A 12186-nucleotide genomic window follows, 5' to 3' on the forward strand; every position below is an offset into this window, starting at 1 on the left:
CCGTGTCGGTCACGACCCGTCAGACATTCGCCTTGGCGGGCCCCGGGCGGATCGTCACTGCATGGTCGTCGTTGACGTTGCGGGAGGTGACGCGGGTGCGCCGGGACATGATGAAGATGAACGCGGCGAGAGCCGCGGCCACGACGGAGACGACCACGATCCCGAACGTGCCGCCGTTCACGACCACACTCGCGGCGAGCGCGCCGACGGCCGCGGCGGCGGGCAGGGTCACGCACCAGGCGGCGGCCATGCGTCCGGCCGTTCCCCAGTGGACGTGGGCGAGCCTGCGGCCCACCCCCGCGCCGAGGATGCCTCCCGCGCAGACCTGCGTGGTGGACAGGGCGAAGCCGAGATGGGCGGAGGTGAGGATGACGGTGGTCGCGGAGGACTCCGCCGCGAAGCCCTGCGGGGCGCGGATGTCCGTGAGTCCCTTGCCCATCGTCCTGATGATCCGCCAGCCGCCCAGATACGTACCGAGCCCGATGGCGAGCCCCGCCGAGCCGATCACCCACGCCGGCGGTCCGGCACCGGGCCCGAGCGCGCCCGCCGAGATCAGGGTGAGGGTGATGATCCCCATCGTCTTCTGCGCGTCGTTGGTCCCGTGTGCCAGGGAGACGAGGGAGGCGGAGGCGATCTGCCCGAGCCGGAAGCCGTGGTCCACCGAGGACCGCCGGCCCCGGTGGGTGAGACGGTAGGCGAGGTACGTGGCCATGAGCGCGGCGACCCCCGCGATGAGCGGGGAGGCCACGGCGGGAAGGAGGATCTTCTCGACCACCTTCTCGAAGTGCACGCCCTGCCGGCCCGCCCCCACCCACACGGCGCCGATCAGCCCGCCGAAGAGCGCGTGCGAGGAGCTGGACGGCAGGCCCATCAGCCAGGTCGACAGATTCCACAGGATGGCGCCGATCAGCCCCGCGAAGATCATCCCAGGGGTGACCAGACTGTCGTTCACGATGCCCCCGGAGATCGTCTTCGCGACCTCCGTGGACAGGAACGCGCCCACCACGTTCAGGACCCCGCTGATGAGGACCGCGACCTTGGGACGCAGGGCTCCGGTGGCGATGGAGGTGGCCATCGCGTTCGCGGTGTCGTGAAATCCGTTGGTGAAGTCGAACGCGAGCGCGGTCACGATCACTATTGCCACGAGGAACGTGATGTGGTCCATTCGCCCCATACAAGCGCAGCCGCCCCCGTGGGAAGGAGATCCGGTGGACCGACACCGGATGCTTCCTTCCAAAGGGTCAGCGGACCGCCCAGGACCGGGCCCAATCGCCACGACGACGACGGACGCGGCCCGTGGGCTTCCCACATGACGCGGGAGGGCGGGACGGACCGGACGGACACCACCGGTGGCCGGGCCGGGACCGGTGGCGGCATCGACGGGGGCGGCGAGCCGGCGCGCGCCGTGCGGGCCGCGATCGAAGGGGAGTTGCGCCTCCTCGACTCGGAGGTACGGTCGTCGCCGGCGCTCGTCTCGGCGCTCCTCGACCCGGAGTTTGTGGAGTTCGGGGCGTCGGGGGCCCGGTGGGACGGCACGTCGATCCTGGAGGTCACCGGCGACGGTTCCGTCACGGAGCGGGCGCCGGTTGACGTCACCGGTCTGGCGGGGCGGCTGCTCGCTCCGGGGCTCGTCCATCTGACGTATGTCTCGGCCCAAGCGGGCCGCCGGGTACACCGCAGCTCGATCTGGCGCCTGACCCCGGACGGCTGGCGCCTGTACTTCCACCAAGGCACCACGACGGGCGGTCCGGACGTCTGAACCGGTGGCCGGGCGTGCCCCCGCCGCGCTCCCCGTCCACCTGCCGGCGGCGTTCGCGTCAGGCCGCCGTGTCCGTGTCGGTGGCCGGCGCCGTTCCGTCGCGGCGGCCTCGCGGGGCCCGTAGCTCGCGCAGTTCCCTGACCAGTGCGCGGACCGCCCGTGTGCGGGACTGTTCGGGTGTGGTCACGTAGCCGACCTCGCGGGTCGGGCGGTCCGGTCCGAGATCGGTGATCTCGAGTGTGGGCGGTGCTCCCGTCAGGGACAGCGCGGGCATGATCGCCATGCCCAGACCGCTGCTCACCATCGAGAGCACCGCTCCGTCGTCCTCCGCCTCCACCGTCGCGCGCGGGATCCACTCCTGCGCGGCCCACCAGTCCTTCGTGTACGACGTGCAGTTCTCGGCCCAGTCCACCAGCGGGAGCGATCTCGGGTCCGGGTGGCCCGCCGGGTGCACCAGCGCGTACGGCTCCTCGATCAGGACCGACCGGATCAGCCCCGCCGGCATCGGCGCACGGGTACCGATCGTGGCGATGCCCAGGTCCGCCCGCCCGGCCGCCACCTCGCCCGCCGCCCCCGGCCCCACCTCCCGCACGATCCGCACCTCCGGGTCGATCCCCGGATGACGGACCCTCAGCCGCTCCAGCGCGGCCGGCAGCAGGTGCAGGGCCGCGCTGCGGAAAGCCGCGATCCGCAGAGGCCCCGCCAGGGTCTCCGGCCGCGCGCCCCGCGCCGCGGCCCGTGCCTCCGCCACCATGACGTCCAGCAGCCGCAGGATCCGCCGGGCGTGGGCCACGGCGCTTGCCCCGGCCGCCGTGGGCCGCGCTCCCCGCCCGCTCCGTTCGAAGAGCACCGCTCCGACTTTGGTCTCACTGCTCCGCACCGAGTGCGACACGGCGGACTGGGTCAGCCCCAGCACCGCGGCCGCCGCGGAGAAACCACCCTTCTCCGCGACCGCCACCAGGACACGGAGTTCGTGCGGGGCCAGGTCGGCCATGGGGCGCTCACCTCGTCCTATGAGGAACATTCATGGGCCGGGCGGCCCCATGAGCCCAACCCCCTGCCCGCCACCGGCATTCCTTGCCTACGGTCACCACCATGACCGCCCAGACGCCTCCCGCCCCCACCCCCGCGACCGCGATCGCCGTGCACCAGACCGCCCGCCCCCACGGCTTCCCGACCCCGGACCTCTTCGCTTTTGTGAAGAGTTCCGTCCCGTCACCGGCCCCGGGCACCGCGCTCGTGGAGAACCTGTACCTCTCCGTGGACCCGTACCACCGCGAGATGATGGACGGCGACTTCGCGCTGGACGCGCCGCTGGAGGGCCGGGCCCTCGGCCGTGTCCTGGTCTCCAGGGACCCGGGTCTCGCCGAGGGCGACCTGGTCTTCCACCGCCAGGGCTGGCGCACCCACGCGCTGGTCACCCCCGGCGCCGCGGGCACCAGGAAGCTGCGGCGGTACGAGGGCGTTCCCCTCGTCGCGCACCTGAGCATCCTCGGCGGCACCGGCCTCACCGCCTATGTCGCGCTCACCCGCACCCTGCGCCTCGCGGAGGGCGAGGACCTGTTCGTCTCGGCCGCCGCCGGCGGCGTGGGCACCGCGGCCGGCCGCATCGCGCGGCTGCTCGGCGCCGGCCGGATCATCGGGAGCACGGGCTCGGCGGCCAAGGCCGCGTACCTCACCGAGCAGGTCGGGTACGACGCCGCCTTCAATTACCACGAGGGCCCGGTGGGGGAGTCCCTCGCCAAGGCGGCGCCCGACGGGATCGACGCCTGCCTCGACAACGTCGGCGGGACGCACCTGGAGGGCGCGATCTCCGCGCTGCGCGAGCACGGGCGGATCGCGCGGGTGGGCACGGTCGCCCAGTACAACGCCACCGAGCCTCCCGCGGCCCCGCGCAATCTCTCGGACATGGTGGAGAAGAGCCTGCGGATGGAAGGCATGCACGTCCGGAACCACACCGACGTGCAGGGCGAGTTGGAGGAGTTCCTCGTCCCGCACCTGCGCAGCGGGCGGATCAGCCCCGATGTGACGGTCACCGAGGGATTCGGCGAGACCGTGCACGCCTTCCTCGGCATGCTGCGCGGCGACAACACCGGCAAGGCCGTCGTCCACGTCGCCCGACCCGCCGCCCGTCCCGCTTGAGCGGCAACCGGGCTCGTCCGATCGTATACGGGGAGAGCGCTATCCCCCGCCCGGCCGCCTCCGTGCATCCGGTGTCACGACCATATAGTTTTAACCCTGAACTAAAGCGGCCCGCTCGCGGCCGCCGAGGAGAGCCGAGCTCCGGGGCCCGGTGCGCGCACGTCGCGCACCGGGCCCTTGCCGTAAGGACGTTGCCGTCAACTCCGTCGACTTCCGGCCTTTCGGACGACTGTCGAGGCAATTTGACCACGCCCTTGACAAATTAAGTCCCCGTTGCCAGCATGCAAAAACTCGCGCGAGTCTCCGCACCACCTTGATGCCGCATCGAAAGCTCTCCCCAGCTTCCCCCTAGATCGGTACGGCTGTTGCCCAGGTGACGGGACATCACCCGGGCGCAGGCTCCTCCCTCAGTGACACGGCAGCGTGCCGGTCGCGCACGCGTGCCCGCATCGCTCCCCCCGCAAGGTCAGGAAGGACGCTCCATGTCAGGACTGTCAGGACGGTCACGCCCGAGACGTGCGTGGTTGAGGTGGCTCACCGTGTTGGGCCTCGTGGTGAGCGGAGGTGCGCTCGCCGTCCCCACGGCCTCCGCGCACCCCGGCCACCCCGAGCATGAGGCCGCCGCCGCGGTCATCCCGACCGGTGACTACCAGCAGGTGCAACTTGCCCTAGGAAACGCCGAGTTGGGCGAGGCGATGTCACTCGCCGTGCTGCCCGACCGTGCGGTCGTCCACACGGCGAGGGACGGTACGGTCCGCTTCACCGACGCTGCGGGCAATACCAAGACGGCCGGCAAGCTGGACGTCTACACGCACGACGAGGAAGGCCTCCAGGGCATAGCGGCCGACCCCGGCTTCGCCACGAACCGCTACCTGTACCTGTACTACTCGCCGAAGCTCACCACCCCCGGCGGCGACGCCCCCACCACCGGCTCGGCGGCCACCTTCGAAGCGTGGAAGGGACACCTCAACCTCTCCCGCTTCACCCTCAAGGCCGACAACACCCTCGACCTCGCCAGCGAGAAGGTCGTCCTCGAAGTACCCAACGACCGCGGCCAGTGCTGCCACGTGGGCGGTGACATCGACTTCGACGCCGCCGGGAACCTCTACCTGACCACCGGCGACGACACCAACCCCTTCGAGTCGAGCGGCTACGCGCCGATCGACGAACGGACCGACCGCAACCCGCAGTTCGACGCCCAGCGTTCCTCCGGGAACACCAACGACCTGCGCGGCAAGGTCCTGCGGATCAAGCCCACCGCCGCCGGCGGCTACACCGTGCCCGCGGGGAACCTCTTCACGCCCGGTACGGCCAGGACCCGTCCCGAGATCTACGCGATGGGCTTCCGCAACCCCTTCCGGATGTCCGTCGACAAGGCCACCGGTATCGTCTACCTCGGTGACTACGGCCCCGACGCGGGCGTCACGGACGGCGCCCGGGGCCCCAGCGGCCAGGTCGAGTTCAACCGGATCACCACCCCCGGCAATTACGGCTGGCCGTACTGCACCGGCACGAACACCGCCACGGAGACGTACGGCGAGTACGCCTTCCCCAGCGGCCCGTCCGCCGGGAAGTACAACTGCGGCGCACCGGCCAACAACTCCTTCCGCAACACCGGACTGGCCACCCTCCCCGCCGCCAAGACCTCCTGGATCAAGTACGGCGGTGACGCGGGCACCCCGCCCGAGTTCGGCGGCGGCTCCGAGTCCCCCATGGGCGGTCCCGTCTACCGCTACAACGCCGCGCTGAACTCCAGCGTCAAGTTCCCCCAGTCCCTGGACGGCCGCTTCTTCGCCGCCGAGTACGGCCGCAAGTGGATCAAGGCCATCGAGGTCAAGGCCGACGGCACCCCCGGTGTCATCGAGGCCTTCCCCTGGACCGGTACGCAGGTCATGGACCAGGCCTTCGGCCCCGACGGCGCGCTGTACGTCCTCGACTACGGCACCGGCGCCAACAACCAGGCCCTGTACCGCGTCGAATACGTCGGTGGCAGCAACCGCAACCCGGTCGCCAAGGCCGCCGCCGACAAGGTCTCGGGACCCATTCCGCTGACGGTCGCGTTCTCCTCGGCCGGCAGCTCCGACCCCGAGGGCAAGGCCCTCACCTACGCCTGGGACTTCGGCGACGGCACCAGCTCCACCGCCGCCAACCCGAGCCACACGTACACCACCAGGGGCACCTTCCGTCCCACCCTCACCGTCAAGGACCCGGAGGGCCTGACCGGCTCCGCGAGCCTCGTGGTGACGGCGGGCAACACCGCGCCCACGGTCAACCTCACCAGCCCCGGTGACGGCCAGCTCTTCTCCTTCGGCGACACCGTTCCCTTCCAGGTCTCGGTGAGCGACCCCGAGGACGGTGCCATCGACTGCTCCAAGGTCAAGGTCACCTACCTCCTCGGCCATGACGAGCACCGCCACCAGATCACCCAGGCCACCGGCTGCTCGGGCAACCTCTCCGTACCGGCCGACGGCGAGCACGACAGCGCCGCCAACATCTACGGCGTCTTCGACGCCGAGTACACGGACGCCGCCGGGCTGACCACGCACAGCGCGCGCATCCTCCAGCCCCGCCACCGCCAGGGCGAGCACTTCGGCGCCCAGAACGGCGTCCAGGTAGCGGCCCACACCTCCGCCGAGGGCGGCAGCACCGTCGGCTTCACCGATAACAACGACTGGATCTCCTACAAGCCGTACGTCCTCGGCAACGCCAACCGCTTCACCGCCCGGGTCTCCTCGGGTGGCGTCGGCGGCACGCTGGAGGTCCGTACGGGCTCGGCCACCGGCACCCTGCTGGGCACGGCGACCGTGGCACCGACCGGCGGCTGGGAGAACTTCGTCGACGTCTCGGCGAACCTGACCAACGCACCGTCCGGCTCCACGGAGTTGTTCCTCGTCTTCAAGGGACCGACGGGCCAGGGCAACCTCTTCGACCTCGACGCCTTCACCTTCACCACCGGCACGAGCGGCGGGTCGAGCCAGACCGTCGAGGGCGAGTCGTTCAGCTCGGGACAGGGCGTCCAGGCCGCCGCCCACACCCCGGCGAGCGGCGGAAGCACCCTCGGCTACATCGAGAACGGTGACTGGGCGGGCTACGCCGCCGTCCCCACGGCCGGCGGCAAGACCTTCAGCGCGAAGGTCTCCTCGGCCGGCGCGGGCGGTACCATCACGATCCGCTCGGGCTCGGCGACCGGCGCCGTGCTCGGTTCGGTGGCGGTCGCCAACACCGGCGGCTGGGAGACCTTCGCCAACGTCACCACGACCCTGACCGGTACGGCCTCCTCCGGAGCGCTGTTCCTCACCTTCACCGGTGGCGCCGGGTCCCTGTTCGACGTCGACACCCTCACCCTCACCAAGTGACGCGCGGGAAAGGGCCACTGATGTTCCGTCAACTCCGGCGCCTGCCGACCACCGCCGCCTCGGCGCTGGTCGTCGCCCTCGGCCTCGCCGGGTCGCTCCTCACCCCGGCGGCCACGGCGCAGGCGGCCGACCCCGCCTACAAGGTGCTCGTCTTCTCCAAGACGGCGGGCTTCCGCCACGACTCCATCCCGGCCGGCACCCAGGCCATCAGGGACCTCGGCGCGGCCAACAACTTCACGGTCACGGCCACCGAGGACAGCAACGCCTTCACCACCGCCAACCTGGCCGGTTTCAAGGCGGTGGTGTTCCTCTCCACCACCGGTGACGTCCTCAACGCCACCCAGCAGTCGGCCTTCCAGTCGTACGTCGACGGGGGTGGCGGCTACCTCGGCATCCACGCCGCCGCCGACACCGAGTACGACTGGCCGCAGTACGAGCAGATCGCCGGCGCCTGGTTCAAGAGCCACCCGGCGATCCAGCAGGCCACGCTGAGGACCGAGGACCGGGCCAACCCGGCCACCTCGCACCTCGGCCAGACCTGGAACCGCACCGACGAGTGGTACAACTACCGCACCAACCCGCGCAACAACGTCAAGGTGCTCCAGAACCTGGACGAAGGCAGCTACAGCGGCGGCGAGATGAGCGGGGACCACCCGATCACCTGGTGCCACCCGCAGGGCAACGGCCGGTCCTTCTACACCGGACTCGGCCACACCCAGGAGTCCTACGCGGACCCCACGTTCCGGACGCTGCTGCTCGGCGGCATCCGGTACGCGGCGGGCTTCGCCAAGGCCGACTGCCGCGCGGAGACCGGCTACACCACGCTCTACAACGGCTCGACCACCGGCTGGTCCCAGGCCGGTCCCGGCAGCTTCACCAACACCGACGCCACCCTCACCTCCACGGGCGGCATGGGCCTGTACTGGTACCAGGCGAAGCAGTACGCCTCGTACTCCCTCAAGCTGGACTGGCGGATGCCCGGGGACGACAACTCCGGTGTGTTCGTGGGCTTCCCCAGCTCCACCGATCCCAACTCGGCGGTCAACCAGGGGTACGAGATCCAGATCGACGCCACCGACACGGCGGACCGGACGACCGGTTCGGTGTACGGCTTCAAGTCGGCGGACATCGCGGCCAGGGACGCCGCGCTGAACCCGCCCGGCGCCTGGAACACGTACGAGATCCGGGTGGAGGGGGAGCGGCTCCAGGTCTTCCTCAACGGCGCGAAGATCAACGACTTCACCAACACGGACCCCGTCCGCTCCCTCCAGCAGGGATACATCGGGATCCAGAACCACGGCACCGGTGACGACGTGTCCTTCCGCAACGTCCGGATCAAGGAGCTGGGCGGTACGACCCCGCCCGCGTCGTCCACGTACGAGGGCGAGTCGTTCACCTCGCAGCAGGGTGTCCAGGCGGCCGACCACGGTCCGGCGAGCGGCGGCAGGACACTCGGCTACATCGAGAACGGCGACTGGGCGGGCTACTCCCAGGCGTCCCTCACGGGTGCGAAGACCTTCACGGCGAAGGTCTCCTCGGCCGGCGCGGGCGGCACCGTCCAGGTCCGCTCCGGCTCGGCCACCGGACCGGTGATCGGCTCGGTCGCCGTTGCCAACACCGGCGGCTGGGAGACCTTCGCGACCGTCTCCACCACGCTGACCGGCACACCGACCGGACCGGTGTTCCTCACCTTCACCGGCGGCGCGGGTTCCCTGTTCGACATCGACACCTTCACGATCGGGAGGTAACAGGCCGCACCGGCGCGGCTTCACGAACCGGCAGGGCGGGTCCCGGACACACCGGGGCCCGCCTCGCCCTGTTCACAGGGCCGGCGGTCCGCCCGCGGTGGCCCTGACGGTACGGGCGTGGGTGACCGGCCACCCGTAAGCCCCCGGCTACGCGGCAGCCACCCGACCGTGGGCAGACCGTCGCCTTCCGGCCACCGCCTGCTGCGAGCCTCCACAGATGCTCGCCCTGAACGCGGAAGTGAACCCGCGCCGATGCCGGATGCTGGGGCTCGCCGGGTCCGTCGCGCTCATGACCGGCGGGCTGACCGCGGGCGCGCTCCCCGTACGCGACGCGCTGCTGCCCTCCTCCGGACGCGCCGCCCTCGGCGTCGTCTGCGCGTACTTCGGCCTCGTCCTGCTGATAGCCGCCTGGTGGTGGCTCGGCAGATCCGTCCGCGGCCCCCGCCCGCCCGCCCCGCGCGCCCTGCTCGTGACCCTGGGGATGTGGGCCGCGCCCCTCGTCCTGGGGCCGCCCCTGTTCAGCCGCGACGTCTACAGCTACCTGGCGCAGGGCGCCATGGTCGACGCGCGGATGGACGTGTACGTCCACGGCCCCGCCCACCTCGGCGGCCCGCTCGCCACCGAGGTGGCACCCGTCTGGCAGCACACCCCCGCCCCCTACGGCCCGGTGTTCCTCTTCGTGGCCGAGAAGACCTCGCTCCTCACCCGCCTCGACATGCCCGCGGGCATCCTCGGAATGCGGCTCGTGGCGCTGCTCGGCGTCGGGCTGATGATCGCGTTCCTGCCCTCGCTCGCCCGCCGCTGCGGCGTCGAGCCCTCGGCCGCGCTGTGGCTCGGCGCGCTCAACCCGCTGGTCCTCCTGCACCTGGTCGCGGGCGCCCACAACGACGCCCTCATGCTGGGGCTGCTCGGCGCCGGACTGGTCGCCGCCCTCGGCGCGATGCCCGCCCGCGCGGCCGTCCTCGTCTCCCTGGCCGCGCTGGTGAAGGCGCCCGCCGCGCTCGGCCTGCTGGCGGTGGTCGTCCTCTGGGCCGGCCGGCTCGACGGCCGGGGCCGTACCGCCAGAGCCGCCGCGCTGACCTGCGCCGTCGCCCTGGCCACCACCGTGGTCATGACGGCCCTGGCCGGTACGGGATACGGCTGGCTCGGCGCGCTCTCCACCCCCGTCTCGGCCGACAACTGGTCCCTGACCAGCGGACTCGGACGGCTCAGCGGGGCCCTGCTGGACAGCGTGGGCAGTGGCCTCGGCGACCTCGCGGTCCCGGCGTGGCGGCGGCTCGGCCTGGTGGCCACCGTGCTGACCGTGGCCCGGCTGTGGCTGCGCCGCGCGCACCGCGTACGGCTCGGGCCGGTGTACGCGCTCGCGCTGAGCCTGCTGGCGGTCTTCGTGCTGGGGCCGGCGTTCCGCCCGTGGTACGCGCTGTGGGGGCTGTTCCTGATCGCGGCCGCGGCGCCCGACGGACGCGTACGCCGGTGGGCCTCCGTCGGCAGCGGGATCCTCGCGCTCGGCATGCTGCCCAGCGGATCCCCGCCGGACGGCGCCCAGTTGACGTTCGCGGTCGCGGGCGGCGCGCTCGCCCTCGTCACGCTCTGGTGGATGTTCCTGATGTCGGAGCCCGGCGTCCTGCCCGCCCGTACCCGGGCCGCGTCGTGAGGTGGCCGCGCCGGGTCATGGCGCGGCCCGGGGGGCGGGCGGCCGTCGCGGTGTGCCTGGTCATCGCCACCGCCGTCTTCCTGGCGACCGTCCCGCTGTTCCGCGACTTCTTCGACGTCGGTGTGTACTACGGCGCGGTGGGGGACTGGATCCACCACGGCGGCCGGATCTACGACTACCTGAGCCCCGGTACGTCGTACGGCTTCACCTACCCGCCCTTCGCGGCCGTGTCCATGCTGCCGATGGCGCTGGTCTCCTGGCCGGTGGCCGTGGCGGTCAGCCTGGTCCTGAGCGTCGTGGCGTCGGTACTGCTGCTGAACTGGCTGGTGGGGCCCGTCGTCCGCCGCGAAGGCTGGCGCGGCTGGTTCGCGTGGGTGGTGATCGGCTGCCTCTTCGGCCTGTTCGAACCGGTCCGCGACACCTTCACCTTCGGCCAGGTGAACCTCCTGCTCGTCGCGCTCGTCCTCGCCGACGCCCGGCTGCTGGCCACCGGGCGCGGGCGGTACGCGGGGATCGGCATCGGCCTCGCGACCGCGATCAAACTCACCCCCGCGCTCTTCATCGGCTACCTGCTGATCACCGGCCGCCGCGGACAGGCCGCGGTCGCCGCGGGGACGGCGGCCACGGCCACCCTGGTCGCCGCCGCCGTCGACCCCGGGGCCTCCAGGGATTTCTGGACGCGGGCGCTGTGGGACACCGGACGCGTCGGCGAACTCGGCTATGTCTCCAACCAGTCGGTCCAAGGGGTCCTGTCCCGCCTCCGGCCCGAGGACACCGGCCACACGGTGTGGCTGGTGTGTGTGGCCGCCGTCCTCGCCGTGTGGGCGTACCGCGCCCGCGCGGCCGTCCGGGCGGGTGACGACCGGGCCGGGTTCGCGCTGACCGGACTGGCCGCCTGCCTGGTCAGCCCGGTGACGTGGGTGCACCACCTGGTCTGGGCCGTCCCCGCCCTGGTCGTCCTGGCCGACACCGCCCTGCGCCGGGACTCCGGAGGGCGGCGCAACAGCGGACTGCTGACCCTGTGCGCGGTGGTGTACGTACTGCTGTGCAGCAGCGTGGTGTGGTTGTGGCGCGACGGCGCGACCGGCCCGGACGCCTTCGTCGGCTCCAACGCCTACGTCTGGATCACGCTCGGACTGCTGGTCGCCCTGCCGTCGCGTACGACTCCGCCGGGCCACCACCTGCTGGTGGACGAGGTGGCGCGGCGCCGGCCCGGAACCGTACCCCCGCACACCGTCCCCGAGGTCTCCCCGCTGAAGAGGCAGACGCTCAACCGGCCTTCGCCGGGGGTGCCTTGATACGGCCCTCGATCGTCACCACACCACGCCCGGCGACCTCCGGCACGAGTCCGTCGCCGACCGTGACCCGCAGGGTGCTGGGGCGTGTCCGCGAAGTGGGGTCTGGCCCGCGGCGTCTGGCACGCGCGCTCGCCGCGTTGTCGGACCGAGCGAGTACATCCAGTACACGCTCGGTCCTCCGCCTTGCGATCGCACGCACCAGACGCCGCGGGCCACGCCCTTCGGGCGA

The 12186-nt window shown here is 71.8% G+C and carries 8 protein-coding genes; 6 read left to right on the forward strand and 2 right to left on the reverse strand.

Features of this window, described 5'->3' with window-relative positions; all coding sequences use genetic code 11:
* Positions 1–19: 19 nt before the first annotated feature.
* Positions 20–1165: an anion permease gene (locus tag ACIO1C_RS33765; RefSeq protein ID WP_401871060.1), complete on the reverse strand. Its 1146-nt coding sequence runs from the start codon at positions 1163–1165 to the stop codon at positions 20–22.
* 144 nt (positions 1166–1309) lie between these two features.
* Here ACIO1C_RS33765 and ACIO1C_RS33770 point away from each other — a divergent pair, with 144 nt between their 5' ends.
* On the forward strand, positions 1310–1759 hold the full coding sequence (locus tag ACIO1C_RS33770; protein WP_401871062.1) for a DUF4440 domain-containing protein: 450 nt from the start codon (positions 1310–1312) through the stop codon (positions 1757–1759).
* A gap of 58 nt (positions 1760–1817) precedes the next feature.
* Here ACIO1C_RS33770 and ACIO1C_RS33775 read toward each other — a convergent pair whose 3' ends face one another.
* Complete coding sequence (locus ACIO1C_RS33775; protein WP_401871065.1) at positions 1818–2753, reverse strand: LysR family transcriptional regulator; 936 nt, start codon at positions 2751–2753, stop codon at positions 1818–1820.
* A gap of 101 nt (positions 2754–2854) precedes the next feature.
* On the opposite strand from ACIO1C_RS33775, the gene ACIO1C_RS33780 reads away from it, so the two are divergent.
* The 5 genes from ACIO1C_RS33780 (at position 2855) to ACIO1C_RS33800 (ending at position 11957) form a co-directional block, all read left to right on the forward strand.
* Positions 2855–3901, forward strand: coding sequence for a zinc-binding dehydrogenase (locus ACIO1C_RS33780; protein ID WP_401871068.1), 1047 nt, complete (start codon positions 2855–2857; stop codon positions 3899–3901).
* A gap of 482 nt (positions 3902–4383) precedes the next feature.
* Positions 4384–7257: a carbohydrate-binding protein gene (locus ACIO1C_RS33785; protein ID WP_401871071.1), complete on the forward strand. Its 2874-nt coding sequence runs from the start codon at positions 4384–4386 to the stop codon at positions 7255–7257.
* A 20-nt stretch (positions 7258–7277) separates the two neighbouring features.
* Positions 7278–9005, forward strand: coding sequence for a ThuA domain-containing protein (locus ACIO1C_RS33790; protein WP_401871074.1), 1728 nt, complete (start codon positions 7278–7280; stop codon positions 9003–9005).
* A gap of 217 nt (positions 9006–9222) precedes the next feature.
* Positions 9223–10659: a polyprenol phosphomannose-dependent alpha 1,6 mannosyltransferase MptB gene (mptB, locus tag ACIO1C_RS33795; RefSeq protein ID WP_401871076.1), complete on the forward strand. Its 1437-nt coding sequence runs from the start codon at positions 9223–9225 to the stop codon at positions 10657–10659.
* Between the two features lie 17 nt (positions 10660–10676).
* Complete coding sequence (locus ACIO1C_RS33800) at positions 10677–11957, forward strand: glycosyltransferase 87 family protein (RefSeq protein ID WP_401871079.1); 1281 nt, start codon at positions 10677–10679, stop codon at positions 11955–11957.
* Positions 11958–12186 lie beyond the last annotated feature (229 nt).

Source organism: Streptomyces sp. NPDC087420, from assembly GCF_044744165.1.
GTDB lineage: Bacteria > Actinomycetota > Actinomycetes > Streptomycetales > Streptomycetaceae > Streptomyces.